The organism is Halocatena marina, from assembly GCF_023276375.1.
GTDB lineage: Archaea > Halobacteriota > Halobacteria > Halobacteriales > Haloarculaceae > Halocatena > Halocatena marina.
The window spans coordinates 2,829,490-2,856,158 of sequence record NZ_JALLPK010000001.1 but is presented as its reverse complement, the minus strand read 5'-3'; the positions used below and the strand labels follow the sequence as shown (position 1 = coordinate 2,856,158).

The window sequence follows — 26,669 nt, the reverse complement described above, 5'->3', positions numbered from 1 at the left end:
TCTAGGCCTCCGCGCCGGTGTAGCGGACGATCCCGTAGATGCTGTCCGGCTGCTCTTTGACGTATGGGACGCGCGAGCTGATCACCTTGTTCCGGAGTGCCATCCCGCCGTCGACTTCCCAACTCGTGTTGGTGATGCCCTGCGCGTTGGCGATGCCGAAGTAGCGCGTGTCACGTACGAGCATGATGATGTGCCCGGCGGTAAGCCGCGGCGCGGGCACGAGCGTCACGTACGGGTATTTTCGCTCCACCCGGTCGATGATCGGCTCATCCGTCGCGCTCGTCTCGTAGTCAGCCCGCGTCACGATACCCCACTGCTGGGTTGGCACGAACATCATCGCACCGAGCTCCGACGGCATGGGCCCGTTGTTGTTATTCGCTCCCTGCTGCTCAAGGTCGTCGATCATCGTCTTCATGTCCGCGAGGACATTGGCTGCATCCGTCGACCAGCCAGCACTCGTGCCGGTCAAGACCTTCCCGTTGTCCTCGTCGAGACCGTCAAGGCTGAACACGCCGCGATCGGTCTCGATGTTGCCGCCCCAGCCGTCCCAGAGGACTTCCTCCTCCTTTCGGTTGACAGCTCGGCGGGCCTCTGTCCCTACAGAGGTGTCGAACGGCTCGCCGAACTGCAGAGCATTCTGATACTCACGCGCGTCGATCTCATAGTCGGCGTGGAAGATCGGCAGCGGGACGCCATCGAGGCCGATCGCCGGCATGTCCTGGCGACCACGTGACCGGCCATTCATCGACACCTCTGCCTCGAAGTCCACATTCCGCATCTGCGAGACGTAGATATAGCGGTTGAGGCTCGTCGGAACTCCGAACCCTGCTGACAGGAGTCGGTCGATCGTCATCGCAGGGACATCCTGGTCTCCTCGAATCTCGCCGCTGTAGTCGGTCCAGCTATCGATCTGAAGCGTCGAGTCGGCCGTCAGCTCGCCCTCCTCGTTCGTTCCAAAGACCGCCTTGTCCATGTGCTCCCACTGCTCGGCGGAGAAGACGGACTGTGCTCGGAGTTGCTTGAGTGCATGCTCGCGAACTGTGCGGACCGGATTGAACAGCGCTCGCTGCGCCGTTAGCGATGCTCCTGCCTCGAATACCTGCGGGTCAGAGATAGTTGCGGTATCTGCAGTTGACATTTAAATCACCTAGAGAAACTCCGCGAGGATGACCGGATTCTCGCCCGCCGCCGCGCCAGAGTTATCGATTGCTTCACGAGCTCGTGCGACCGCCGTCCCGGAGACGCCCGTCTTGAGCGTTCCGTCAGAATACCATTCGAGTAGATCACCCTCTGAGACATTCGCATTCGCTGCCGTCGCGAGATCGGCTCCCGAGGCGAGACGCGTTCGTCCTTCGCTGTTGCGATTGAATTTCATAACCTCGACGTTCCGACCAACCACATAGTTCTGGTCGATCGGGTTGCCAGTGCCTGCTCGTGGCGGATTTCGCTGTTCGCGAGCAACCCATGTCCCGGGCTGTCCCGCCGTCGAGACAGGCTGAACCTGTTCCTCGCCGCCGTTAACGACCAATTCGAGACCTTCCCCGGGTGTGATAACCGACGCGGCGGGGAACTCCTCGTACGCTTCGCCGTCCTCAAGGCTCGCAATGATGGAATTTGCCATAATTTCATCTCAGAAATCAGTAGACGCCCGTTCCGTAGGCGTCGAGATCGTCGTCATCGTCTGATGCACCGGCCATCGCCGTGTGTCGACCGGTCGCTCCCGGCAGTTCGGGCGACATCGCGATACTGGCGTGCATCTCCTCGAGCACGCTCTCGGGCGTGTCCTTGAGATCGTCCGCGTCGACGTCGTCCTTCGCTGCCACGATCTCGTCGATCATGGCGGTCCGCTGATTGCGGCTTGCCGTCGCCTCGACCGCGTCCTCGACCTTCGTACCGATATAGTCGTCAACACTGTCGTGATCGCCGATATCGAGCTCGACGACGTTGTTCTCCGTTTTCTGCTCCTTGTTCTTGCCCCCATCACCGTCACTCGGATCATCCGAGTCGACGAGGTTGCTGTGCATCTGACCGATCCGATCGTCGTCCATGTCCTCGAAAAAGTCCTCTCCGAAGCCGTGGCTCTCGACGAGCGTCTCAATGAACTGTTTTCTGTTAGTCATATTACCTGAATCGTCTGTTGGGTCTGGGTCTGTCCCAGTGTCGGATTCCGCTTCCGCCGACTCGTCAGATTGCTCTCCGCCGTTTTCGTTCGCGAACAGCGAGCGAAGCTCACCGAAAAAGCGCTGGGCGAAGCCCTCCGGGTCGACTGGATCGACCCCATCGCTGGCGTCTGCGAGTTCGTTGTCAAGGGCTCCCGAATGCACCCATGCTGCGAGCTCGTGACTGGCTCCCCACCGAGCTTGGTTGCTCGGCGAATCGCCCTTGCTGACGACACTCAGATCTTTGAACTGAATGTCTTTGGCGATGATCGCACCGGTGTCGGGGTCGTTTCCGCCGTTTTTAAACTGCGGATGGACCGATACCTCGAGGTTCTCGGCGTGAAGTCCGCGAGCGACCTCTGGATCGTGGACGTTAGCCTCATAGGCCAATCCCCGACCATCGACATAGCCAGCCTTTGGTACTTTCCCCGCCGTCTCGTCTGTCGGTGGCGGGTAGAGCGGCTTCCCGCTCTCATCCGTTGGATGGTCGACTGAGAGTGGCTGTCCGGCTTGTGTCTGTGCGGCTTTGCGAAGTTCATCTTCCGTCATGAGGACGGGCGTCCCGTCGTCCATGTGGAGGATGTCACCCGGGCCGACTGCGACCCCGGAGACCGTCCAGGGCCCGTCATCGGGATCAAAGCTGTCGCTTGCTTGCAACGAAAACGCACGTGTCGGTACGCGAATGTCTGTTGTCATGATTAAATCGTACGAAAATGGACCCTCGCCACCGCGGGTCATTGGGAGTAAAGAGGTCAAAGAGAGATGATGAACCTCGGGGGCTTTCGAGCCTCTATGTTGGCCCTCAACGGTAGTAGCGACACGGGGGGCGCATGCGGGCTCGCACCGCATTGTTCGGTCAGGATCATTTGATCGAACGTCTCTATTGAAATCTCAGTACCAACCAGCCTCTCAGGAGCGCCCGCATAAATACGTATCACCCAGATGAGGGGAAACTGAAATGAGTGATATTGTTGATACCATTAGAAGTTTCGTGCCACTGTCGGCATCGGGTGGTTGGCGTGATCCACCACGTCCATCTCACTGCTGGTGGATCTGGATAAGGTTCCCGCACGTATCGTCGAAGACGGCCGTCGTGACGCCCCCAGCGGTCATCGGTTCCTGTGTAAACTCGACGCCTTGCTCGCTCAGGCGTTCGTATTCGGCCTCTACGTCCTCACAGCCGAACGTGGTCCAGGGTATGCCGTTGGTGACGAGTGCCTCGCGGTAGGCCTCAAGCTCCTCTGCTACTATCGGGTTCTGTGTGGGTTCTAGGAGCAGCTCAACGCCATCGTGCGAGTTAGGTCCGACAACGGTCAGCCAGCTCGCCTCGCCTACTGGTTCGTCGGTCTTCTTTTCGAAGCCGAGGACATTCGTGTAGAATTCCAAGGCCTTCTGCTGGTCGTCTACGGGTACGCTTGTTACGGTGATTTCCATTTTTTATCTCTTCTCAGTTTCCGTGTCTGTGTTGTTCTCGGCCAGGCGGTCCAGCCAGGTTGCTACCGTCTTGAGCTGGTCTGCGCCCGCGAACTCCAGGACCTTGTACTTGCCCCGCCGGGTTGAGGCGACCAGCCCGGCCTCAATGAGAACGTCGAGGTGCTTGCTCACTCCTTGCCGAGACATATCGACGTCGTGCTTCATGGTCAGGCGCGTACAGAGTTCGTAAAGCGTCTGTTCACTGTTGTCCGTCAGCTCCACCAAGATCAACCGCCGGGTACTGTCGGCGAGCGCCCGGAACACGTCGTCGTTAGAGGTCATGGGACAACATGCAACTAGACGGTTGCATGTATAGATAAGTCTGCCGGTGGGCTACTTTCTTCGGATCTAACTCACCAACTTCGATAATTTTCGCTGATCTCCGGAAACCAAATTGTGAGGTCCACACGGCCAAGCTCACGAAGCCGAGAGTATCGATAATTAGGCACAATACTTCCTGAATAATCCACCATATAACAAATTGAATAAATAGGATTTCAACAGAGCCACCGATTCCACGGATTCCACGGCATCACCACGTTGCACCCCTCCGAAACGCCTCTACATTTATACTATGGTGCGATTTTGACGTGAATCCAGTTCATTCACGTGATTATGGCGGCACAGACGAGCTTTAAGTCGGCCATGACGACTGACGAGCCGAGGATTCCAGCTGGCACGAGCCTCAAGCGGGAGTGGAGCTATGGTGCATACGCAGTTCGGATGTATGGGAATGAGCCCTACAGCCTCCTGCACCGAATAGGGCCCGTCTGCAGCGACTGCAGTACAGAGCAGACACGGATTCTTGGTTAGCACTCGGACCTGTCGGATTCCCATACGTTGATATCGCTTCGCTGAGGCCGTGTTATAGGAATTCGAGAGCTCCGTCCTGGATAAGGTACGCGCGCGGGTGAGACCAATATTATCGACATTTTGGTTGATCTCTGAGGCCGCTTTCTTGGGATTCCAGCCATCAACGAACGCCTCCGATAGCGTCTCGCGGATCTCCTCTTGCATGTCGTCCGTGATCCCCTCCAACTCGTTGAACGTGCGCGTGTAGAGATCGCGGACAGCCTCCTCGTGGATCGGCATCTGGAATGTCTGTTGGAGTTGCTCTGTGTCGACATTGTAGCCAGCCTCCTGCAGCCGGCGAGCTGCGTCGTCGAGACCGCGATCGTATGCGCTCCGGATATAGCGAGCTGTGTAGTGCTGACCGTCACGGATCTGTGCCTGATCAAGGCGCTCGACGACGTCCTCATCGATCGCCTGCTGCAGCCACCGCATGAACTCCTCCTCTGCCTCGGCGCGTGATGAGAAGTTGAACGATCGAGCCGGCTCTGCCGCGGTGACTGATCCGACCTCGGATTGCTTGAGTCGGAGGGCGTCATACTCGTAGCCGATCGTCGCGAGGATCAGTCCCTTCAGCCGTCGGAATCGCTTGGTCAGTGCGGGGGCAAATTCCCGTCTGTGCAATGTAGTGGTTTTTGTCAAGTCTTGGGATTCATTGCCAGCGTATGTGCTACTGGACATCAATCATCAGCCTCCACCGGCTGCTGCCCTTCGCCGTTCTGTTGCGGTTCCTGGGGCCCGAATGCCTGCTGCATAAACTGCTGCACTTGTGGGTCGCTCTCGTCGACATCCGTGACCACCTCCTCCGACTCAATCTCGGGAAAGTCACCCTCCTCGACGAATTCGACGATATCACCGGAGTCCATCGAGGGCACGTAGTTTGCGATGTAATCGATGACCTCCGCTCGCGAGACCTGCACGTCTGCGATCTCCTGAGCGCTGTCCTCCTCGAGCGGAGGCCACTCGACCGTGTAGGCGCGCTGGCCCCCTTGCGGTGCTGGCAACACCCCAAATTTCACGAGTCGATCGATGAGCTGGCGGACGATCGTAGGCGTGACGAACTGCTCGCGACGCTCGGAGATCTTCCCGTACCACTCCTTGAGATCTTGCGTTGTGGCACGCTCGCCAGTCTCGTTGCCTTTCAGCACCGACTGAGGGAGACCGGTCTGAGCGCTGATCGCCTCGATCTCGGCGTTGATGATCGGCGAAGGATCGATGTCCGCCCCTTCGAGCTTTTCGATGTCGACGCCTTCCGTCCGGATAACGGGCTGTAGATCGTGAACGAACTTGAACAGCTCCGCATCGAGATTCTCGCCCCCGTCTTCAAGCTTGTATTGAGGATCGACGTTCGCATGGAGACCGTAGTCCGCCCCGCGATAGGCGAGCTCCGCTGCGCTGCCGAGCGTCTTTTCGATGTCAGTTAGCGGATTTAAAACTGGCTCCTGTCGGGGCGTCCCTCGGACTTCGTCGTCCAGGAGCTCCTCAGCCATATGAGCTACCCGAGACCAGTGAATCCAGCGCTCCTTATCGTCGACCCAGACCGCCTCCTCGTCGTTTTCATCTGTTAGATCGATTTTATAGGCGATCGGACGTCCCCACCGACCCGATCCCATTTCGCCGAATCGGATTTTCTTTACAGATTTCTGACTCAGAGGACGAAGCCAGTTGAGCCCTCCGACGTCGATATTCGACTGTTGAACCGGTTCAGCAAAGTTAGAAGCACCGTCATCAAACCCGATGATGAGGATTCCGTACTCTCCGATCCCTGAGAGCTTGTCGGAGCGCTCTCCATAGTGCCAGAGTCGATGCTCGTCTACGAGCGTTTCGAGCTCGCTCTCGAATTCGGTTTGTTCGTCGGTCTCGGCATCATCGAAGATCTCCGGAGCGCCCCGCCATGACGTCGCGACCGGTGCATCGACGACGGCACGGGCGTACGGGTTCCTAAGATAGTTGGCATAAAAGTCGTCGATGTCGGGATCTTTGATCCACCCGAAGGTATCGTAGAGGTCGCGATCGCCACCGAACTGCTGCCCGAGCGCTCCCATGATCGCGAACCGGGCCCCCATATCCTCGATCTGACCAGCGGTCAGCTCGTACGTTTCCGGTTCTGGTTCGTCGACGACCTCGGTATTGTCACTCATGACTAAAAGCTAGACCAGGTACCTCCCCATGTTCCGGAGATCTCGTTTTGCTCCGGCTCCGCGTCTCGTGCCCAGACAGCCATGTAGGCAGCGTCGAGATAGTCCGGCGACCGCTCGAGATGATCCTTGACTGCCTCCTTCGACGTCGCTGTGTAGACCGTCGCGCCATCCGCTCCGCGAGATCCAATAAACTTCTGTGAGTACTCGACGGTCCGAGCAGCTGCGAATAATTCCTCTCGCAGTAGCCGGTTCGAGATCGATCCACCTTCTTTCATGAACGACCCGAGCATGTTGAGCCCCTCTGCCCAGCAGTCGTCCCATTTGGTTTCCTGCGTGGCGTTGCGACCGGCGTCGAATCGGTACATGTTGGGATAGAAATTGTCAACACGGTCTGCCAGCCCCGAGCCCTCGCCGGTCGAGTCGATCGCGAGCCGTGGCTCCCAGTTGTCCTTGAGCCGTCGACGAATCCGGGCCTCGTTCTCGTTGTGATCGAGACCTTGCCAAAAATCAAGAATGCTCACTTGGTTCTCGTAGGCGAGTGCGATGACGTTCTTATCTCCACCTTTCCGAGCGACGTCGACGCCAATCCCGAGCGGCGGGCCCATGGGTTCAACGTCATCGCGATCGAATGCCGCCTCGATTGCATCGCGATCAAACGGACGGTGAACAGCTGCGTTGCCCGGAGGGATGCGACCGAGCCTGCGCTTATACCAGCACTTTCCGAGACCAGTCTCACCGTAGGAGTGGCGAGCTTCGTCGACGCCTGGCCAAGGCCGCGTGTTGTACCTCCGCCAGTCTTTCTTGATCTTGTGCAACGTCGCGAGCCCGTCAATCATCTCACCATCGGTCTCCCCGACCTCGACCTGTACGTTATGGCTCTCGAAGGAACTGAACTGGACCGTCTCCCATTCCGGATCCTGCATCAGATCGTACACACAGTTGATCTCATCATCGGGAGGGTTGGCGATCGCAATGATCCGGTCGCGCTCATCCGTGACCAGCGATTCCATCGCCTCGATCACGTCGTGGTCGACGTCGTCCTTGTCGGCCTCCTCGATGATCGCGAGGGTATACGCCGAGTGGACACCTTCGAGCTCGCCAGCATCCTTTGGCGAGCTGGCCTCGAAGTACTGTTCCGGATCCTCCTCGAAATCGATTCGGTCAGGCTGTTTCTTATACGTCCCCGGTAGCGGGATCCGAGCGTTGTCATGGAGGGACTCGACAGGCCGGCAGTACGTCCGGCGCATCTTTTTCTCGGTCCCCGACGTCGCAAACGCGACCGCTGGGTAGAGACAACACAGCCAGACGTTCGTGATGGCGGCGAGAATGTATGATTTGCCGAGCCCATTTGCGGTGATCACGAGGAGATTCTCGTTCTGGAGGAGAGCCCGGCAAATCTGTTGTTGGGCGGGCGTAACGAACAGCCCGAGGTAGTCCTCGATGGCGTCCTCGAGCCACGTGACGTCGCCGCTGGTTGCCCGGTCGTAGTAGTGCGACGGGGGTTTCGGTGACGACACCGATCTGGATGGCTTCGTTGTACTCACTCGTCTTTACCTGCGGCGTTCCGGAGATCGGCCATGAATGCCTCTTCGAGGCTCCCATGCTGATGCTCGTGTTTGTCGGGTGCCTTCTCCTGTGCGCCAACGTCGAACAGCCATCCATTCCAAGAATCCAGCGCTCGACGAGCTTTCTCGTAGTCGCCATTATCGAGATGTTCGCGGACGATCTTGCGATACGCGAGTTCGCTTTCAACCTTTGCGTCGATCCCAAGTCGATCAGTATAGTAGTCCTTCAGCCGATCGAGATCTTTCCGGATTTGTGTCCGCGAGACGCCATACCGACGACCGAGTTCTGCCTTGTTGAAGCCGTGCGGATGACCCTGTTGTTCGATGAGTTTCGCTATCTCGGCTCGCCGTTCGACGTAACTGTACTCCGTCGGTGACTTTTCTGGAGGTGGATCAACGGCGCCGTAGTCTATATCGGAACCCATCGGAACCCTCATTTCGCTTGATTTGCACTGCTCATCTTTGTCGTCTGCAAATCGTATCTACGTGGTCTTTCGATTGCGGGTCGAGTTCGTCGTATGGTATGGGTTGTCTGTCAGCGGATATTCCCGCGATGAGTTCTTCCATTCGTTCGATAATTTGTTCGGGGTCGTCTTCCGGTTCAACGATGGCTTTCCCGTCTTTTTCATAGATTTCGACTTCAGTTCCGGGGGTGATACCGAGGTCCTCCCGTATCCCCTGTGGGAGAACGATTCGCCCTTTCGAGTCCACTTTTACCATAATCCTACATAGTAAAAGATCAAATATGGTAATTTGGATAAGGATCTGATTCTTACACTTATTCTGAATAGAAATCGTATTACTAACTATTGCTATTGGCATCACTCTCAACCTGCCGTTGTGCCTCGCTGATCCGCCGTTCGATGACCGGTCGATACTCCTCATCGATCTCGAAGCCGATGATATCGCGGTTCGACTGGATTGCTGCGACGGCAGTCGAACCACTCCCAACGAACGCATCGAGGACGACATCGCCGGGTTTGGTACTATTGTAGATCAACTCCGACAGAAGAGCGACCGGCTTCTGGGTCGGATGCTCGTATTCTGCGGTTGCATCTCTGGGATATTCCAGTACATTCGAGAGCGCATTCGCGTTGTTCAACTCCCGCGCATCATCACCCTGCGTTCCGTGAAAGCAGACTTCGTACTGTGGTCGATACCGATCCCGATGATTTGCGTTGAGCCCGAAGTTGTCTTTTACCCAGACAAGCGTATCGAGATGATCAAAGCGATTGCGGAACATCGACTCCATCCACCCGTAGAACTGCCATCCCCACCACACGTACACGTGGGCGCTCTCCGTGGCAACGCGGCGAAGCTCATCGAGCGCTTCTTCGAACAACTCCCAGTCATCGAAATTCGCTAAACTGTCAAAGTCTTGCTCGCCACGAGCGCTATAGTCGAAGCCATACGGCGGATCCGTAATCACACAGTCGATGCTATTATCGGCAATCCGTTCACGCATCCCTTCGACACAGTCCTCGAAATAGATGGTATGCTCCGTGTCGTACTCGTAGGGAACGCGCTGCTCCTGATTGAGTGTAATTTCTGCGAGCAATTCGTCGAGGTCTTCGCCAGCCGCGTTCGTGAGCGCCTGGACGTCGTCAGCCTTCCCGTTCGAGAGGAGATAATCGTACTCGAGCGCATCCCGCTTGGTATCGTGTTCACCAGAGATTTTGTTTAGCTCTTGTCGCCACAACCGGCGCGTTGGCTCGTCGAGATCGTATTGCTTGACCGGGACTTCGTCGAGTCCAATCTCCTGAGCAGCCCGCCACCGGTGCTCGCCGTCGGCGATCGTGTAGTCCTCGTCGACGACGATCGCGTTACCGAGCCAACCGTGAGATCGGAGATTCTCACACAGCAGGCCGAACATCTCCTCAGACTGTTCGTTGGGGTTGTCCCCATCGACGGAGAGATCATCTGGGGGGACGGTTCCCTCCCACTCGGATTGCGGGAGATCGTCGAGGCTGATGGAATCAGTCATGGGGCTACTCTCCGGATGGTAATGCTGGCTGTGTGCCTGACTCAGTTAGCCAGTCGTCCATCGAGTACTCGGTATGGAGCAGTGACCGTTCTACCGCGACAGCGAAATTGGAATCATCTCGCATCGACTGGTTCCCGCCAGCAGTCTTCCGAGAGAGAACGGTCGCGACCAAGAGTAGTGGGTCATGTTCGATCCCTTTCTGGGCGAGTGTCCGTGAGAGGTGCCACGCCGCTTCGATTGCGTGCTCTTTGGATAAAGGACGAGACCGCAGTGGGCCAAGACGACCACATTCGCAGGCTCGTGGCGGGTTTCGCGTCGGGATTCCTGCCTGTGGTATCGCCTGCGTCGTATCTCCTGACGGAACGAAGTAGCGTACGAATCGACGACGGAGCGATGTGCGATGACTGTACGGATGGACGACATCGTAATTCTTCAGAAAACACGATGAACAGATCTCCGGATCACGCTGGATCTCTTCCTTGAACAGCGATGAGTCGAGTTGCTCGTCGTCCTCGGCGTGAGGATGGTCCGGTCGCTCTGGATCGTCGTCGAACGGTCGATCGGTGTCGATCGGGACGTAGGGATTCGATGTATCTCGGTCGTCAGGTGCCCATCGATACGGTCGCTGTACCCACGGCTTTTCGGTGTGTGAATGGTGATCGCTCTGGCTCATGAGTGATGTAAAGAGTTGAAGAAGCGCTTCGAGACGCGCCGCTGGTACACGGGACCCCGTCCGCTCCAGCAGCGGGTGAAGGATACTCGATATTCGTTCGATGAGATGGATAAACGAAGTGGTAGCCTGCGATCTTGTCGCTATCTATCTCAACTAGAGAGCGTGTCATAGAACTCGTACTACAGTCTTGTTTGCACAAGAATTTCTGATGGATCTACTGGCACGTAGTTCTGCATATCCGTCAGATTCATCTGAACACTCCACACGCTTTCGAATCGATCGTAACCTTCGCGTTATCGCCGTTCACGAACAACGAACGGCCATTTCGACGAATAAAGAGAGATGTTCAGCCTGTCGGCTCGATATTCTGGTTGAGGTGAAACACGTTGTCGGGGTCGTATTCGGCTTTGATCTCGGCGAGTCGCTGGTAGGTCTGCTCACCATAGGCTTCACGGACCCGTCGAGTGCCGTCGTCGACGTCAAGGAAGTTCACGTAGACACCCTCTCGATAGGGTTTGAGGGTATCGAAGAATCGACGGGTCCACGCGATCTCCGACTCGGCGAATTCTTCGTTGGGACGCCACACGCCGTTGATGTTGATGTTGTGTGATGCGTTCCGACCGGTGTAGGCGGTGGCGTCGCCAGGGACACGGCTCACCGCTCCGCCGAGGTGGAATATCACTGCGTACGAGCGGGGTGACTCCGCCGAGAAGGCATGGTCGACGAGAACTGCAACCAAGTCGTCGGACAGCTCGGGGAGGTCGATCGACTTCCAGTAGTAGTGCCATCCATGGAGAACGGTGCTGTCGAGCCCGCTCTGGTGCGCCACATACGGCGTGGGGGAGATCAGGTCGAGAAGTGGTGTGCCGTGCTCGCGTAGCGGGCGGAGGATGCGTTCACCCTGCTCAACCGGACCCGCGTAGCAGGTATTGATGGCCACGGCGGGTCGCCAGTGAAGCTCCTCGGGGACGACCGGGAGGGGGGGGGGGGATGGTTCCGAGCCTGACGACGGTGCCAAGCTCGTCGGGTGCATCCCGTACGAAGTCGCGATAGAAGCGCAGCGCGTCGGCAGCGTCGTCCGCCGCCCAGAACACGGGGCCGGCGAGTACAGTGGGACCGATCGGATGGAGAGCGAACTCGAAGGAGGTCACGATCCCGAAGTTTCCACCACCGCCCCGCAACGCCCAAAACAGGTCCGAGTGCTCGTTTTCCGAGGCGCGGATGAACTCGCCATCGGCGGTCACCACATCGGCGGAGAGCAGGTTGTCGACGGTGAGGCCGTGTTTGCGCATCAGCCAGCCGATTCCGCCGCCGAGGGTGAGCCCGGCGACGCCGGTGTGGCTGACGATGCCGCCCGGAGTCGCAAGTCCGTGGGCCTGGGTCTCGTGGTCAACGTCACTCCACAGGGCACCGCCCTGTACCCGGACGGTCCGCGCACGCGGATCGACCCACACGGCCCGCATCGCTGAGAGGTCGATGACGATGCCGTCGTCGCAGACGGCGGTGCCGGCGACGTTATGGCCGCCGCCGCGCACTGCGATTTCGAGGTTGTGCTCGCGGGCGAAGCGGACTGCACTCGCGACATCGGCGGCACCGGAACACCCGGCGATGAGGGTCGGATACTTGTCGATCATTCCGTTCCAGACCGTACGAGCCTCGTCGTAGCCCTCGTCGTCTGGCTGGATCAGATCGCCCCGGAGCGTTTCTCGGAAATCTTCGACGACTGTTCGATCAGCGTCTCTTTCCGTTGGTGTCATTGTAGCCTCCGTCTTGTATCTCTCTCGACCCCCCTGCGTTTCCAACTCCGAGCACAGAGAGCGTTACCTGATCTACTACTCAAACTGTGTTAAATGCCACCATGGAACAAAGGACACTGGATATATCCTCTGTACGTCTCGTTCGGTGGTTGCGGTAGAGGTATGGGAACCGTTCTATGACACATTCCTAGAGAGAATAGACACATTGGCGAGCATCCATTGGATATGGACGGACACTGACCAACCCGTTCTCGCGAAGTCGGTTCAGTGCATAACGGACCGTGCGTGGACTCATCTCCGTCGCTTCGATGAGGGCCTGTTGGGTGACCTCACCCTCACGATCTAGTACGAACCAGATGAGTTTGCAGCTCGGCGGGAGATCACGAACCGCTGGGCTCATGAGCGGTGTTACATCAGTTGGATCGGTGCTACTCATTGGTTAGAATCGTGAACTGATATCTCCCATCGACGGTATCCACGCCGACGTGGCTGGCCAAATCGAAAGAACGTCATTGTCACATTCCCAGACAGTAACGAGCGGCTCACCACCGATCGCTTTCCTCCATTCGTCACAGAACCCCTCGTCCATCTCGATCTCGTGCTTTAACATCTTGATCGTCGTTTGCTTTGGCATGGAGTCTTTCACACCGTGAATAACCGCTGCGTCGTGCGATTGTCTCAGATGAGGGTACCACCAGGCCCCATCAGGGAGTGTTTCACGGCGTGAATAAACGATATCGCGCTCTTCACGCTCCCTAACGCCTGCGGAGGCAGCGTTGAGGCAGCGTACCCGTCGCTAACGCTTTCTTACTTACACAACTACACTTGCTGTTAGAGAGTGTTAGTGAAAGGGTGGTGGTTTAGTGAGTGCGTGGAAATCCATGGTTAGCGGGGGTCACCTCCGTTTGGTTTATTCACGGCGTGAAACACCGACTCGTCCTTCACGTCGTCGAGATTCACACACAACCGATCGTTTCCATCGTCTCGTTTTTCGTAGTCGAATCCGTCGAGTGTAGCGGCGCGTTTGAGAAGTGTGTAGGTGTGTCCGACGGAGGGATGGTGATCAAACAGCGTCATCACGTCGTTGTAATCGATCGACGCCTTGCCGCTGTTGTTCGTCGCCTTTCGAGCACACGAGAGCCGCACTTCACGGACTTTCTCATCACGCGTTTTCTCCTCGTAGTCCTTCGTGGTGGGATCGGGCACAACGCGGCCTTCAAGCGTAGCGATTCGTTCGCGCAGTCGCTGGTTCTCGGCTTCGAGTTCTTCGTATCGTTGTTCGAGCTCCTTTGACCGTTCCAGACTTTTCTCGACGAGAATGCCGATCGGCTGCCCCGCCACCCAAATGTCACCTAACGAAACCTCCTCGAGAGCGTCAACGCCACGTAGTTCGACAGGGATGGTCCGGTTGCCTGCCGCATCTGGATGGGAGTGATCGGTACTCATCACACCACCCTCACGTGATCCGATTCGGGTTCGTAGATGTTGCCCTGTCGTTGAAGGGTATCGATCACGTCCAGGATGTCACCGGTCTCGTAGCCCCGTTCGGTCAGCTCTTCGAGAATGTGTTCGATCGATGCAGGAGCACCATACGCGGATTCGAAGTGTTTGATGCAATCCACCGTTTGTCTCGTGATAGATCTCCGTTCGGTGGCTGCAATCGCATCCTCGGGGCCGAATTCTTCTGTAACGACAGTGTTGTCGTCCCTCTTGGGCCATCTATGGTTGCCAGCCGACTGCTCACCCAATTGCTGTTCCAGCTCGTGAACGCGTGTCTCCAACGCCTCAAGCCGCGCGCCGAGTTCGGTGTCGGCCATTCAGACCACCTCCACGCGATCGTGGCCAATATCAACGAGTCCGTCATCCGTCTCGAGGACAACGCGGACGTGTTGCTCGCTCGGCGTGGGAGAGTCGTCACGGACTTCCTCGATGAGCCCCGTCACCGGATCCGGATCATCGGCCTCGTCCTCTGGTGTCGGCCGATAAGCGGCAGCCATCCCGAGCATCCACTCGAACTGTGCGTCAGTCATCCACAATCACCCCTCTGTTTCCACTGCGCTGAGTTTGCGTCGCTTCCAATACTGCCGAGAAGAGACATCCACAACGACGGCGGGGACACTCACGCGTTTGTTCCGTCCCTTCGAGCGTATTGCGGGCGGTCGTGATCCGACCGCAGCTCGGGCAAGGACACTCTGCCCGCGTGGGTGTGGGTGTCATTGTTGACCACCGCGATCACCGGCGCCCCGATTTAGATCGGCGAGGTCGAAATCACACTCGGAGCGTCGATTACTCCACTTCGACAGTTTGCCGCAGGAACGGCACCGAATGCAGTGGATCACGCCACCACCTCCGCTGTCTGGTGGTTTTGATACTTTTTTCTATGGGATTGTGAACAAAAAGTTGACAGCCTAGGCCGGGATTTGAACCCGGGCTCTCGTCCTTACCAAGGACGCGCTTTACCGCTAAGCTACCCAGGCGCAGTGCGCTTGGTGCGTTGCGTACCTCACTCTATCCGCGATTTGTCTTTAGGCGTTTCGATTCACGAGTCGGGTGAGGCTTCCGCGACCGATCGAGTGAGTTGGGTCGTAACTGCCTCCGAGAGGAACGTTTCGGGTGCTGGAAATCCGGTCGTATCGCCACAGACAGCCGCGAGATCATCAGCGATAGCACGAAGCCCTGGCGTAATGCCAACAGCATCAGCATCAGTACCAGTACCAGCATTAGTGCCTCCATCGACGTCTGCTTCGGGTTCGCCCTCAGCATTGGCTACGCTTGCGCCTGTGGCCAGCGCGAGTTCGAGCACGTCGTGTTCGAGTTGTGCATCGAGAGATGAGTCGTTCTGCTCACGTCGATTGGTCTGATGTTGCCCGAACGCGCGCACCACATCGACGGCAGTTTCGGCGGCTTCAGTACGTGCGAGGAGATAGAAGCCACGCGCGACGAGAACGTCGGCTGCGAGAATGTGCATGTCTGCGCTCGTTCGATCGCTATCCTCCCACGGCTCCTCTCGAGCCAGTTGTCGGGTGAGTCGGAGTCCGTTGTAGATGAGTTGCACACCGGCAGCACGCTTTTCGAGACCATCGGTCGATCCAGAACAGATCCGGGCAGTAAAGAGCGTCAGCACCCCCGGTGCCAGCGAGACGTCGTCGATGAACGCCAACAGGTCGTCTCGTAGTCGCGCGGGCTCGATATCATCAACTGTTGCCCGCGCGGCCCGGCGCACGGCAGCGGCTTCCTCCATCATTGAAAGGTTTACTCGCAATGGGCAAAGACCTTTGGAAACGCCCGACGTCCCGTGACCGTGATTCGGACGACTGATGGTGATGCTATTCGCACAGTAACGATCGATCGACCGGAGCGGCGCAACGCCCTCACACCTACCGCACTCGATGCGCTCGAAACAGCGGTGAGTGAAGCCGACTGTCCGGTTGTGTATCTCCACGGCGCGGGCAGCGCATTCTGTGCTGGTGCCGATCTTGATGCCGTTGCCGATCTTGCAACCCAAGCGATGGCGGGTGATTCCGAACCAGCGGCTGCATTTGCCCGCCACGGCCAGCGCGTTGCCCGTGCTATCGAAGCGAGTGATGCGGTTGTCGTTGCGGGAATCGACGGCCCTGCTCGTGGTGGAGGATTGGAACTTGCACTCGCGTGTGACATTCGAGTAGCCACGCCTGCTGCGTCGTTCGGCGAACCGGGCGTCACGTTTGGGCTATTCGGAGCGTGGGGTGGCACACACCGTCTTCCTGCCATCATCGGCCAAAGCTACGCGGCTGACCTCACGCTCTCTGGACGGGTGATCAATAGCGAAGAAGCACTCCGTATGGGTCTCGTCTCTCGCGTCGTCGAGACGCCTCGGTCGGTCTGTGAGCAAATCGCAACAGCAGATCGGGAAACGCTCTCACAACTGAATTCGCTCATGAGTGCTGCTGGAACGGCGACAGAGACCATCAGAAGTCAAGAAAAACGGGAAGCCGAAGCGTTCGCAGCGCTCGTCGAGACGCACGCAGAGTCGCTCAGCGATCGCGGAAAATAGTCGACACAGTTGACCGACCTGCCAGTTCGAACTCGAAGTAAAACTCAGTTTCCTAATCGAATTCGTATCAGATTCGACTCAGAGCGGCTCGGGTGCGGGCGGCATGTGTCGTTTGTGTTCGCTCTGTTGGTACAGTTCCTCGACACGCTCGATTGCCGATACCTCGATAGCGAGCGTCGTTGCTGTTGCGTGTTTCGAGAGTGGTCCATCGATGTGTAAGACGAGCACTGCATCAAGGAGATCGTACGTCACACCCATTTCCGTTTCATCAGTTTGTCCCGTCCACATCTCCGCGCTCGGCGCTTTCTCGACGAGATCGTCCGGAACTCCGATATGCCGCGCCAACTGTCTGACTTGCCGCTTGTAGAGATTCCCGATGGGATTACAATCAACTGCCTGATCACCATACTTGGTGAAATAGCCTGTCAGTCCTTCGCTTCGATTGCCGGTTCCGAGTACAATAGCGTTCCTCGTATTGGCGACAAAATAGTTCAGGACCGCACGCGTTCGCACCCGAACGTTCCCAGCCGCCATCTGGTCATCCTCACCAGTCGGATAGGCCGTGAAGAATGCGTCCACGATGGGGCTAATCTCGATCACGTCGTATCCGATGTCGAGTGTCTCTGCGACACGCTCTGCGTCGCTCATGCTCTCATCCGGATTCACTGTGCTCGGTAACACCAACCCGTAGACACGATCCGTCCCAAGCGCTTCCGTAGCGAGATACGCAGTCAGAGTACTGTCAATTCCACCTGAGAGACCGATGACAGCGCCATCGACCCCGGCGTCGTCGATCGTTTCTTCGATGAAGGTCGTGATATGCTCTCGGTGAGCGTCGAGTTCATCGTCCGAAAGGTGGATTTCGATCGGGAGTCCTTCGTCAGGAAGCGTCGTGACATCACTCATGGTGAAACCATGGTTCGCTGGCGACAAATAGCTGCCCGGCTGTATTCGAGAGATGGACGAGTGTCCGATTACTGTAACGTTCGAGCTGGGCACGTCCACCAATCGAAGTCGCCTCTGATAACGCTCATTCGACTATTTTCTCATACGCATATCGATGGCTCAACGAGCCTTTTCTGGATCATAACTCATTCGCCGTCCCAGTAGTCGACATCGTCGTCGATCGTGTAGTATCCATGGATGGACCGTTCGTCTCGACTGCCGGGTGGAGCACCGGCGAACACCCCCAGCTTGTTCGACTCGGGATAGACTGAAACGTCTGGCTCGTTCATCGTCGAAACGACGAGGTACTGGAGTGGCGCGTCGGAATCGTTGATCACACGATGGCCACCGGATTCGTCCGCTGGTAACGCGACGTAGTCGCCTTCGCGGAGTGGCTGCGTCTCACCGCCGAGTTTGACCGTTCCACGTCCAGAGAGCACGTAGATCGCTTCTTCGTTCGCAGTATGGTAGTGATACGGCCACGATCGACGACCGGCTGGTAGCTCGTACAGACTGCAGCCGAGACGGTCGCCACCAGCAGCTTCCCCCAACTGCTTCCGTTTGAATGCTGCTTTCCCGTGTTCGTACTCGGTCCAATCCAGTTCCGACTCGTTAACCGGTTCCATACACGACGAACGGGAATCGAGCGAATAATTTTTTGGCTGAGTTGCAGCTCATCCCAACGGAATGTACAGCAGCAATTGGGAGAGTCCCCGGCTGAACCGACAAGTCGCTACGTTCAAGTGGGACGACGAGAGAAAGAGAACTGCTGGCATGCGCCGGTGGTCTAGTGGTAGGACATGAGCTTCCCAAGCTCATAGCCCGGGTTCAATTCCCGGTCGGCGCATACATTTCCAATATTTCTATTAATTGCACTATTTACTATTTTGCTCAGATAGGACAGACGATATTTCTGTGGTGGCCGCAGCCGGCTCAAGGATTGTATACATTATTGCGTACATAGTCAACCTACTTTCCCATACTCTCTCAATCATTACATTTAATATAATCCTTATCATATTACAATTGAAGATAAAAATGGTAAATAGAAAATGTCTGCAATAAAACTCATGCCGTACACGATTCGAATTCATCCGAAGGGAGAAGCTAGCGAAGCCGATCGTTGGAATTTGTCAGAATTTCAGAAATATATCGACTCTGTTCAGAGTCGAATCGGACAATTAAGTGCCGAAGTAAAAATATCGGATTCTGATACTTTCATGGACCTCCTCTGCAAATTCTGCAAACATTATGAATCCAATCTTGAAAAGTTAGAGGATAAGGATGATCAGTTGGCGAATGTGACCTTTGCTCTCAGTCCAGACTGGAAGCCTTCAGAGAGGATTGTCGAAGGGAATCTTTATCTCGGTAACTTTGGAGTCGTTCGAAACATCGTCGATACACAGGATGGTAAGCGACAAGAGCGAGGACGAGATCTCGACGATTCAGAAGAAAGACCTCTCTATTTTCTGATCTATATGCCATCGGGGAATGCTTCTGAGGCATATCTTCTGCTAGAGCATTCTCAGCGATACGGTGCGAAAAAGCCATTCAAAGTCGTGCTACAGAGTTGGGTACAAAGATATTCAGCCAATGTTATTGTGGAGATAGATCGAGTCAAGACGAGCGACATCTTTCCGAAGCTTCGAGAAGCTGATAGAACTGTTCGATTTCGACTTGAAAAAGATGGGTTACCAGATCAGGTTCATGATGAATTCGACCCAGTCTTTGACGATGACGAAATGAAGCAAGTGATCGAGTTTCGTCCGCAGGATGGGGGCGATATGGATGTTGATGTGAACGAACTTGAAGCATGGTTCAACGATTCTGAGCGGTCGTTTGAGACAATAGATGGTGTTTCGTATAACAACGTGAAAATAACTATCGAGAAAAACAATTCTGAAGAAACAATCTCGATTACAAAGGGTGAAGCAAAAATGAGGCGGAATATTGAGCTAGGGGAGGTTGCCGAAGAGGGGGATATACCTCTTCTTACAGACATATCTATACAAGCTCATAATTACCTTGATATCGTAGTTGGATACGACACTGGAACGCGTAGTCTGTTCAGATAGTCGACTCTCTATTGAGAATTGAAGAAGTTTAAAACGCATGTATTACCTCATCATAGAAGTGCAATAAATGTTTTTAATCTTATATATGTGGCCAGCGACGACTTCTGAATGAGACTCCGTCTTCACACTCTTATCTCAAATATTGGCTGTCTGATAAACTCCTACTCCACATTCTCATCTTCGATGATCTCCAGCAGTTCCTCACACGCTCCGTCATCGAATCGCAACGGCCGTCGCCACCACGGACCCTTTCCGGAGTCGTTCGACAGTTCAGTCACAATTTCATTCGGAGCCGTCCCTTTTGATCCGCTCAACGGGACTGCTCGCTCGAACAATCTCGAATCCTCCGGATCACCCAACACGAGCACACGCGCGTCGAACTCCTCGCGTTTGACGTGCGCGTTGTTCTGGAACGGTGCCCGTTCGGTCTCGGATACCGTCGCGTACTCCTGTCCACTCACAACACTCTGAACACGAAACCCACCGATACAGTATGCGCCCCACCCGGGTGGCTGCTCTGGTGCCGGTGCGTCGGCCGTCGAGAGCGTCGCGTAGAACAGCAACCAATCTCCCGACTCGAGTGTCGAGAGTGGTCCAGCCTTCACCCCGTGATCGTCGCCGTACGTGTACCTCTCACAACAGGAGTACTCGGCAAACTCCGGATCGAGATGCACCGACACATCCCGGAGATCGTCGGGAATGGCACTTCTGAGATCGAGATCGCCGTACGTCGGAATCTGAGTCCTCGTCGGCTTCGACTCCGGAATCGGGATGTACTCAAACTCTCCGTTCGGATACACTGGCCCGCGAAATCCCGGTGTGTTCGTGTTCGCGCCAACGTTGATCGCAATGGCTCTCATGCTGGGCGGAACCGGAGGACTTTATCGTCTCCTGATTCCGGCGTGCCGCGGCCGTCGCGGTTACTCGTCGTCGCGTAGAGATGGTTATCGGGTCCGACGAACGTCGTGCGCAGACGACCATACTCATCGTACAGCGGCTCGTCTTCGGTGACAGTTCCGTTGCGTATCCGCACGCGCCGGAGATGCTCCCCGGCGAGCGTCCCGATGAAGAGATCGCCCTGCCACTGTTCGATGGGACCGGCGTAGAACACGCCACCACCGGGCGCGATGATATCCTCGTACGTCTGGACTGGGTCCACAAACTCGGGATTGTCGCTCGGGCCGGTTACCTCGGGCCAGCCGTAGTTTCCTCCCTTTTCTAGTCGATTGACCTCGTCATCACTGCTCGGACCGTGTTCAATCGCGTACAGCGCTCCATCACGGGTGGCAAGACCCTCCGGATTCCGGTGACCGTACGTGAAAACAGCGTTCCCAAACGGGTTGTCCGGATGTGGACGTCCATCGAGGGTTAGCCGGAGCACCTTGCCGTTTAACACGCTCGTATCCTGTGCGTCTTCTGACTCGCTTGCATCACCGGTCGTGGCAAAAAGTGATCCGTTGTGAATGAACAGGCGGCCCCCGTCGTGAATCGTTCCTCCTGGAATCCCGTCGAGAAGAGGCTCGCGCGTCCAGCCGTTCGCAACGTTGTGACGAACGATACGGTTCTGTCGGCCGCTCCCGTCGTCGTAGGTCTGATACGTGAAGGCAATGGCGGAATCGTTGGGATGAAAAACGAGTCCGAGGAGTCCCCCTTCGCCACCAGTCTGCGTGCTTCCGGTGAAGTCAGCAACAACCTCGCTCGCTCCATCGACAACGCGCACGACTCGTCCCGGTCGCTCGGTCAGATAGAGCGTCCCACCCCGGTACGCGGCCCCCCACGGAACTTCGAGATTCTCGACGACAGTCTCGACCGCGATGGACTGTGATCCGTTGGACGTTGATTCAGTAATCGAGCCGTTCTGTGTCGCCGTTGCTTCGGACTGGCCAGCGTCAGGTGTTTGGGTTTCATCGCCAGCGCGGTCTTCCATACACCCAGATAGTCCACCACAAATACCCACACCGACCGCCACACGCCCGAGATAGGTCCGTCGCTTCATTGACCAACGATTGGTGTGACCATGGAAAAACCATCGGTCCGTTCGAGAATCGGGGAGAGTACAGACCTACTGTTCGTCGGCTGAACGCTCGCGTTCGAACTCGTCGAATGGATCAAGGTCGTCTGGTAGCTCGTAAGGAATCATCCGATCTTCGCGGTTGTCGGCCCCTTCTCCGACCGGCTTTGCGACATCTTCCCAGTCGGGTTTCACTGCAATGCTCTTTGCAGGCGTCCCTGCTGCGATGTGATGTGCAGGCACGTCGCGCTGTGCGACGCTCTTCGCTGCAACGATACTGTTTTCACCGATCTTTACGCCTGCACGGATCATCGAGTCATAGGTGACACGGGCGTCGTCCTCGATGATCGTGTGGAAATTTGTGACATCAGTCTGGTCGGTAACGTCGTGATCGTGCGAGTAGATGTGAGCGTCATCCGAGATACTCACGCGGTCGCCGATGGTGAGCTTGCCGCGATCGTCGAGGTGAACGTCGTCGTGAATGACGGTGCTATCACCGACGGAGATATTGTGTCCATAGGAGAACGTCACCCCTTTGAAAATGCGGAGATTGTCCCCAGCATCCTCGAAGAGATGGTTTGCAAGCATCTGCCGGAAACGCAGCGCAAATTCGATGTTGTCGGCCATCGGGGTCGCGTCGAACTGCCGCCAGAGCCACTGGAGGTGTTTCGATCGCTCAAATTTCTCTTCATCTTTTTCCGCGTAGTATTCGCTCTCCAGCGTCGAGTTACACGGATCGTAGCCCTGTAATCGAACCCGAGTCGCGGCCGAAACTGACTCTCCAGACTGCCACCGTTCGTAGGCTTGACGGTCCCCGTACAAGTCGATGAGAACGTCTTCGACGACATCACAGGTTTCCTCCGGACCTGATAAGCGCTCATCAACTTCGCTGATAAACGCGCGCAACCCACTCTCTGCACCCGTGGGAAGCGACACGTGACGTTTCGTCATGGCCCGCTGTTCGTGTGGGTCAACTATAGGAGTTTCCGTCGTGCCACAATTTTCAGCTCAAGAGGAATATCCGTCACGGACCGCTCTACGCGGTGGTTGATCCGAACCAGCGTCGTTTGATCCATTCGACCATCATCAGCCATGCTGTCGGTGTAGTGTCGGCAGACCGCGTTCGATAAGTGACCCGACACACTAGTCGAACTATGCAGTATCGAACGCTCGGTGACAGCGGTATCGAGGTCAGTGAAGTCGGCTTCGGGGCGTGGGTCGTCGGCACCGACTGGTGGGGTGACCGGACTGAGGAACAAGCGATTGAGATGGTCCAGCACGCCGTTGATCGCGGTATTACGTTCTTTGACACTGGTGACGTCTACGGTCACGGGAATAGCGAGGAACTCGTGGGGCGTGCGCTCGATGAGGTCCGCGATGAGATCACGCTCGGAACGAAAGTCGGCTACGATTTCTACAACAACCCGCAGGCCGGTCACGGCGAACTCCCAAAAGAGCTTTCGCCCGAGTATCTCCGTACTGCCGTCGAACGATCGCTCGATCGTCTCGGTGTCGAGTACGTCGATCTCCTCCAACTGCACAACGCGAACGTCGATGAAGTCACGCCCGACGTGCTCGAAACGATCGATGAACTCCGCGAAGAGGGTCGAATCGGGGCCGTCGGCTGGGCGCTCGGGCCGTCTATCGGATGGCTCGCAGACGGTGATAGCGCCATCGAGAACGAGTTCGACGCGATCCAGACCGTCTTCAACGTTTTCGAGCAGGTGCCTGGACAGCACTTCATCGATACGATCCGAGAACACGACGCTGCCACGAGCATTGTTGCTCGCGTTCCACACTCCTCGGGCCTTTTGAACGAGCAGGTCACACCGGATATCGAACTCGATTCAGACGACCACCGCGCGTACCGGCCCGACGAATGGTACGAAACCGGCTGGGAGAAAGTCGAATCGCTGCGATTCCTCGAACGCGATGGCGAGCGCACGATGGGCCAAGCAGCCATTCAGTGGCTTCTCAGCCACGATGAGGTGGCAGCTGTTACGCCGACGTTCCGTACGACAGACGACATCGACGAGTGGGCAACAGCCCCGGATACTCCGCCACTCAGCCCCGAGGAAGAAGAACGCGTTCAGGGACTCACCGAGACGAATTTCGGCGTTACGGACGATGATGGCATGCACAGCCTTCGTTCGTCGGTTGGCGGTGCGGATCTCGAGGGCACTGGAAAACACTACGCTGGAAGCTAATTCTTCTCTCCTCAGGAGTTTCACTCCCGAGCAGTTATCGCATCTCCCACAGAGTGTCGGGTATGCGACGACGAACCGTTTCGAGTGGTACGGCGTGGGAATCGAAGGTTGGTTACTCGCGTGCTGTCCGTGCTGGGAATATCATCCACGTCGCAGGAACGACCGCAACGGACGAGAACGGAGACCCAATCGATGGGGGACCGTACGAACAGACCGAGCAGGCACTTGCGACCATTGCGAGCACGCTCGAAGCGGTTGGTGCGGGAATCGAGGACGTAACCCGAACGCGACTGTTCGTCACCGACATCGACGACTGGGAAGCCATCGGTCGCGCACACGAAGCGGTGTTCGGCGACGTTCGACCAGCGGCCTCGATGGTCGAAGTCGATCGCCTCATCGATCCAGCGTTGTGCGTTGAGATCGAAGCGGATGCGGTCGTCGACGCATAACATCACCGATCGAGGAATCCTGTGAGTATCGTCCCGACGCCTACGAATCCGAGCAGGCCGAGTGCAGAGATCGCGAAGAGAATCCACTTTCCTTGGCTCTCTGGTGAGAGAATCAGGCCGAGGATCGCTGCCTGACCGAGTACGGCGGCGATGACAGCACTTCCTCCGATGATGAGTACCCACGGGTTCGCTTTGTGCACCGCTGCAGTCATTGTGGTGTTTGTCGATTGAATACGGATTGAAACTGTCGTTCGTTTGTGGTGGTTACGGGGACTGGAATTTCACTCCTTGTGGCTGGTGTTCTACCAACACGTGTCGTTCAAGAGAGATCCGGCGCTTGGAATTCTTCTAACAAGTTCGACATCTAATATGTGTTCAGGTAGGTAATAAAAACGACTTGTTCTCACGATTATTTAACCGTTGTCTGGAACGTTGCATCAGAACACACTATCAGGTTGAGCAGTCGGTGATTATCGAAGCTGAATTGTTCATCGAGACAGTGCCGTCTCTCCAATTCATCATCCGATATTAAAGAATATATCAGACAAATTTACGGAGTGATATACGGACGTAGCACTGTGAGTACACAGAACGCTATTGAGATGGTGGCCTTGACAAAGCGGTTTGGCTCGGTGACTGCCGTTGATGGGGTCGACCTCGCTGTCCGGTCTGGATCGGTGTTCGGACTCCTCGGCCCGAATGGTGCCGGCAAATCGACGATGATTGATCTCGTCCTCGGGTTAAAGACGCCGACTGAGGGTCAGGTATCCGTCTTCGGGACGAACATGACGAGCGATCCGCGGCCAGCCCGCCACCGGATCGGCGTCCTGCCGGAACAGTACGACGTGTACGATGGGATGAGCGGGCGAGAGCATATCCGTACGTTCCTGCGATTGAAGGACGCTGACGATGATCCAGAGCGACTCTGCGATGCAGTGGGTCTCAGTGGAAAAGCGTGTGACAGACCTGCCGGCGACTACTCGAAGGGGATGCAACAACGGCTCGTGCTGGCGACGGCACTCGCTGGTGATCCTGATCTCCTGATCCTCGATGAGCCGACATCAGGATTAGATCCGGAGGGAATTGCGCTCGTTCGAGAGTGTATCCGCGACCGTGCCGCCGATGGCACAACGATCTTTTTCTCTAGCCACCGGCTCGCTGAGGTCGAGGCAGTCTGTGATCGCGTTGGAATCGTCAACGACGGTCGTCTCGTTTCAATCGATGATGTCGATGCGCTCGCCGACCGGTCCAGTGGCTCGGAACGGCTTCGATTGTTCGTCGATGATGCACCGGCTGCGAAGCTCCTCGAACGAGTGCGATCAGTCGATGACGTCAGGAACGTCACCGAGGACGGTCATACATTGTCGCTGGACTGCACCGCTCCGGCGGCGAAAGCCGACGTGATTGAGCTCGTCAACCACACTTGCTCAGTCCGTGACTTCGAACTCGATGGGACGGACTTAGAGACCGTGTTTGATGCAACAGTCGAACACGATCGATCAAGCGACGATATGACGGGCGACGCCACGGAGGCTGTCGAATGACGACCATCGATGTTTTGCGTCACGATCTCACCGTGGTTCGACGGACGATCGCCGGCAAACTCCTGCTTGCCCTATCGCTCGGCGCGATGTTCGGTGGCATCATCGCCGGACACGTGCTGTCGAACGGGCCACTGACCGCTGACTTTCTTGCATTATCGCTATGGCTCATTGTCGGGACAGTAGTCCCGTTCGGTGCGTTGCTGACCACCGCAGTGACGATCGCCGCCGACCGCGACTCCGGTCGTCTCAGGCTTCTGTTTGGAACGCCGCTGACGAAAACAGACGTCTACGTGGGGACACTCGCCTCCCGTGTCGTCACCGTCTCTGCGTCGGTCGTCGTTGGATTCGTGCTGGTTGGTTTGATCGTGTTGTTGCTCCCTGCCGATGTGAGTCCGAGCTCGCTGTTTGGCCTCGCCGCGTTCACACTCCTGCTCTGTGTGGCGTACACCTCAGTTGGCATCGCTGTATCGGCCGTCTCCTCGACCCGATTGCGGGCAGTTGGGGTGGCTCTCGGCTTCTACGTCTGGGCGGCTCTCTGGCCGCACATTGTCAGTACGATCGCTGAGTCAGAAGGACCGCCGTACGGAGAACTAACGACTCTTGAGCGGATCGCTCACTTCGTCGGGACACTGAGTCCGTTCGGTGCGTACAGTCAGATCGTCACCCCGCCTCGGGCGATCTACGCCGAATCCGTCTCTGGGCCACTCCTTGCACCCCCGATGATGTCGCTGATTCTCATCGTGTGGGCAGTCGTTCCAGTCTCTGTTGGATATTGGTGGTTTTCCCGGGTTGACCTGTGAACTG

Annotated in this window: 30 protein-coding genes, 2 tRNA genes and 1 pseudogene; 7 read left to right on the top strand and 26 right to left on the bottom strand. The window is 56.7% G+C overall.

Translation table 11 applies throughout. The features are described 5' to 3' along the window. Position 1: 1 nt before the first annotated feature. The 20 genes and pseudogenes from MW898_RS13340 to MW898_RS13240 form a co-directional block, all read right to left on the bottom strand. Entirely contained in the window at positions 2-1,138 is a 1,137-nt protein-coding gene (locus tag MW898_RS13340; RefSeq protein WP_248908146.1) for a major capsid protein, read from the bottom strand. A 9-nt stretch (positions 1,139-1,147) separates the two neighbouring features. Continuing rightward, positions 1,148-1,621 (bottom strand): hypothetical protein, encoded by a 474-nt coding sequence (locus tag MW898_RS13335; protein ID WP_248908145.1) that lies wholly within the window; start codon positions 1,619-1,621, stop codon positions 1,148-1,150. A gap of 16 nt (positions 1,622-1,637) precedes the next feature. After that, positions 1,638-2,855 (bottom strand): hypothetical protein, encoded by a 1,218-nt coding sequence (locus MW898_RS13330; RefSeq protein WP_248908144.1) that lies wholly within the window; start codon positions 2,853-2,855, stop codon positions 1,638-1,640. A gap of 342 nt (positions 2,856-3,197) precedes the next feature. Continuing rightward, positions 3,198-3,593 carry a VOC family protein gene (locus tag MW898_RS13325; RefSeq protein WP_248908143.1) on the bottom strand — a complete coding sequence of 132 codons (396 nt, stop codon included), beginning with the start codon at positions 3,591-3,593 and terminating at the stop codon, positions 3,198-3,200. 3 nt (positions 3,594-3,596) lie between these two features. Then, positions 3,597-3,914, bottom strand: a complete 318-nt coding sequence (locus MW898_RS13320) for an ArsR/SmtB family transcription factor (RefSeq protein ID WP_248908142.1) — start codon at positions 3,912-3,914, stop codon at positions 3,597-3,599. 285 nt (positions 3,915-4,199) lie between these two features. After that, positions 4,200-5,162, bottom strand: coding sequence for a putative phage head morphogenesis protein (locus MW898_RS13315; RefSeq protein WP_248908141.1), 963 nt, complete (start codon positions 5,160-5,162; stop codon positions 4,200-4,202). Continuing rightward, positions 5,162-6,622: an anti-CBASS protein Acb1 family protein gene (locus tag MW898_RS13310; protein ID WP_248908140.1), complete on the bottom strand. Its 1,461-nt coding sequence runs from the start codon at positions 6,620-6,622 to the stop codon at positions 5,162-5,164. Before MW898_RS13310 ends, MW898_RS13315 begins: the two co-directional genes overlap by 1 nt. A 2-nt stretch (positions 6,623-6,624) precedes the next feature. Then, a complete protein-coding gene (locus MW898_RS13305; protein ID WP_248908139.1) occupies positions 6,625-8,166 on the bottom strand; it encodes a hypothetical protein in 1,542 nt (513 codons plus the stop codon). Further along, complete coding sequence (locus MW898_RS13300; RefSeq protein WP_248908138.1) at positions 8,163-8,612, bottom strand: hypothetical protein; 450 nt, start codon at positions 8,610-8,612, stop codon at positions 8,163-8,165. The genes MW898_RS13305 and MW898_RS13300 overlap by 4 nt, the downstream gene beginning before the upstream one ends. Positions 8,613-8,643: 31 nt before the next feature. Next, the gene (locus MW898_RS13295) at positions 8,644-8,907 is read right to left on the bottom strand and encodes an AbrB/MazE/SpoVT family DNA-binding domain-containing protein (RefSeq protein WP_248908137.1); all 264 of its coding nucleotides are present in this window, start codon (positions 8,905-8,907) and stop codon (positions 8,644-8,646) included. Positions 8,908-8,989: 82 nt separating this feature from the next. After that, a complete protein-coding gene (locus MW898_RS13290) occupies positions 8,990-10,171 on the bottom strand; it encodes a DNA methyltransferase (protein WP_248908136.1) in 1,182 nt (393 codons plus the stop codon). A gap of 4 nt (positions 10,172-10,175) precedes the next feature. Beyond that, entirely contained in the window at positions 10,176-10,844 is a 669-nt protein-coding gene (locus MW898_RS13285) for a hypothetical protein (protein WP_248908135.1), read from the bottom strand. A 346-nt stretch (positions 10,845-11,190) separates the two neighbouring features. Beyond that, positions 11,191-12,601 (bottom strand): annotated as a pseudogene (locus MW898_RS26200) (FAD-binding oxidoreductase). Between the two features lie 187 nt (positions 12,602-12,788). Beyond that, positions 12,789-13,037, bottom strand: coding sequence for a MarR family transcriptional regulator (locus MW898_RS13270; protein WP_248908132.1), 249 nt, complete (start codon positions 13,035-13,037; stop codon positions 12,789-12,791). Between the two features lie 3 nt (positions 13,038-13,040). Beyond that, positions 13,041-13,235: a hypothetical protein gene (locus MW898_RS13265; protein WP_248908131.1), complete on the bottom strand. Its 195-nt coding sequence runs from the start codon at positions 13,233-13,235 to the stop codon at positions 13,041-13,043. A gap of 251 nt (positions 13,236-13,486) precedes the next feature. Beyond that, a complete protein-coding gene (locus MW898_RS13260; RefSeq protein ID WP_248908130.1) occupies positions 13,487-14,047 on the bottom strand; it encodes a bZIP transcription factor in 561 nt (186 codons plus the stop codon). After that, positions 14,047-14,418 (bottom strand): hypothetical protein, encoded by a 372-nt coding sequence (locus tag MW898_RS13255; protein WP_248908129.1) that lies wholly within the window; start codon positions 14,416-14,418, stop codon positions 14,047-14,049. The genes MW898_RS13260 and MW898_RS13255 overlap by 1 nt, the downstream gene beginning before the upstream one ends. After that, positions 14,419-14,631 (bottom strand): hypothetical protein, encoded by a 213-nt coding sequence (locus MW898_RS13250; RefSeq protein WP_248908128.1) that lies wholly within the window; start codon positions 14,629-14,631, stop codon positions 14,419-14,421. Positions 14,632-15,006: 375 nt separating this feature from the next. Next, positions 15,007-15,078, bottom strand: a tRNA-Thr gene (locus MW898_RS13245). Between the two features lie 62 nt (positions 15,079-15,140). After that, complete coding sequence (locus tag MW898_RS13240) at positions 15,141-15,845, bottom strand: DUF7114 family protein (protein WP_248908127.1); 705 nt, start codon at positions 15,843-15,845, stop codon at positions 15,141-15,143. A 57-nt stretch (positions 15,846-15,902) separates the two neighbouring features. Here MW898_RS13240 and MW898_RS13235 point away from each other — a divergent pair, with 57 nt between their 5' ends. Beyond that, positions 15,903-16,634, top strand: coding sequence for an enoyl-CoA hydratase/isomerase family protein (locus MW898_RS13235; RefSeq protein WP_248908126.1), 732 nt, complete (start codon positions 15,903-15,905; stop codon positions 16,632-16,634). 78 nt (positions 16,635-16,712) lie between these two features. On the opposite strand, the gene MW898_RS13230 is transcribed toward MW898_RS13235, so the two are convergent. Together MW898_RS13230 and MW898_RS13225 are read right to left on the bottom strand one after the other, a co-directional pair. Beyond that, complete coding sequence (locus tag MW898_RS13230) at positions 16,713-17,540, bottom strand: NAD+ synthase (protein WP_248908125.1); 828 nt, start codon at positions 17,538-17,540, stop codon at positions 16,713-16,715. A gap of 185 nt (positions 17,541-17,725) precedes the next feature. Then, positions 17,726-18,205 (bottom strand): cupin domain-containing protein, encoded by a 480-nt coding sequence (locus MW898_RS13225; RefSeq protein WP_248908124.1) that lies wholly within the window; start codon positions 18,203-18,205, stop codon positions 17,726-17,728. A 150-nt stretch (positions 18,206-18,355) separates the two neighbouring features. Here MW898_RS13225 and MW898_RS13220 point away from each other — a divergent pair. Continuing rightward, positions 18,356-18,426: transfer RNA gene (locus tag MW898_RS13220), tRNA-Gly, on the top strand. 223 nt (positions 18,427-18,649) lie between these two features. Further along, positions 18,650-19,654, top strand: coding sequence for a hypothetical protein (locus MW898_RS13215; protein WP_248908123.1), 1,005 nt, complete (start codon positions 18,650-18,652; stop codon positions 19,652-19,654). 161 nt (positions 19,655-19,815) lie between these two features. Here the strand turns inward: MW898_RS13215 and MW898_RS13210 are convergent, their stop codons facing one another. The 3 genes from MW898_RS13210 to MW898_RS13200 all read right to left on the bottom strand — a co-directional run bounded on the left by MW898_RS13210 (position 19,816) and on the right by MW898_RS13200 (position 22,616). Next, the gene (locus MW898_RS13210; RefSeq protein ID WP_248908122.1) at positions 19,816-20,514 is read right to left on the bottom strand and encodes an Nmad3 family putative nucleotide modification protein; all 699 of its coding nucleotides are present in this window, start codon (positions 20,512-20,514) and stop codon (positions 19,816-19,818) included. Further along, positions 20,511-21,650 (bottom strand): PQQ-dependent sugar dehydrogenase, encoded by a 1,140-nt coding sequence (locus MW898_RS13205; protein ID WP_248908121.1) that lies wholly within the window; start codon positions 21,648-21,650, stop codon positions 20,511-20,513. The genes MW898_RS13210 and MW898_RS13205 overlap by 4 nt, the downstream gene beginning before the upstream one ends. 66 nt (positions 21,651-21,716) lie before the next feature. Further along, complete coding sequence (locus MW898_RS13200) at positions 21,717-22,616, bottom strand: acyltransferase (protein WP_248908120.1); 900 nt, start codon at positions 22,614-22,616, stop codon at positions 21,717-21,719. A gap of 203 nt (positions 22,617-22,819) precedes the next feature. Between MW898_RS13200 and MW898_RS13195 the strand changes: the two genes are divergently transcribed. Both MW898_RS13195 and MW898_RS13190 read left to right on the top strand, forming a co-directional pair. Further along, entirely contained in the window at positions 22,820-23,872 is a 1,053-nt protein-coding gene (locus MW898_RS13195) for an aldo/keto reductase (protein ID WP_248908119.1), read from the top strand. A 62-nt stretch (positions 23,873-23,934) separates the two neighbouring features. Beyond that, complete coding sequence (locus MW898_RS13190) at positions 23,935-24,321, top strand: RidA family protein (RefSeq protein WP_248908118.1); 387 nt, start codon at positions 23,935-23,937, stop codon at positions 24,319-24,321. Between the two features lie 2 nt (positions 24,322-24,323). Here the strand turns inward: MW898_RS13190 and MW898_RS13185 are convergent, their stop codons facing one another. Further along, on the bottom strand, positions 24,324-24,533 hold the full coding sequence (locus tag MW898_RS13185) for a hypothetical protein (protein WP_248908117.1): 210 nt from the start codon (positions 24,531-24,533) through the stop codon (positions 24,324-24,326). 366 nt (positions 24,534-24,899) lie between these two features. On the opposite strand from MW898_RS13185, the gene MW898_RS13180 reads away from it, so the two are divergent. Both MW898_RS13180 and MW898_RS13175 read left to right on the top strand, forming a co-directional pair. Next, a complete protein-coding gene (locus tag MW898_RS13180; protein ID WP_248908116.1) occupies positions 24,900-25,865 on the top strand; it encodes an ABC transporter ATP-binding protein in 966 nt (321 codons plus the stop codon). Beyond that, positions 25,862-26,665, top strand: a complete 804-nt coding sequence (locus MW898_RS13175) for an ABC transporter permease subunit (RefSeq protein ID WP_248908108.1) — start codon at positions 25,862-25,864, stop codon at positions 26,663-26,665. The genes MW898_RS13180 and MW898_RS13175 overlap by 4 nt, the downstream gene beginning before the upstream one ends. The last annotated feature ends 4 nt before the right edge of the window (positions 26,666-26,669 follow it).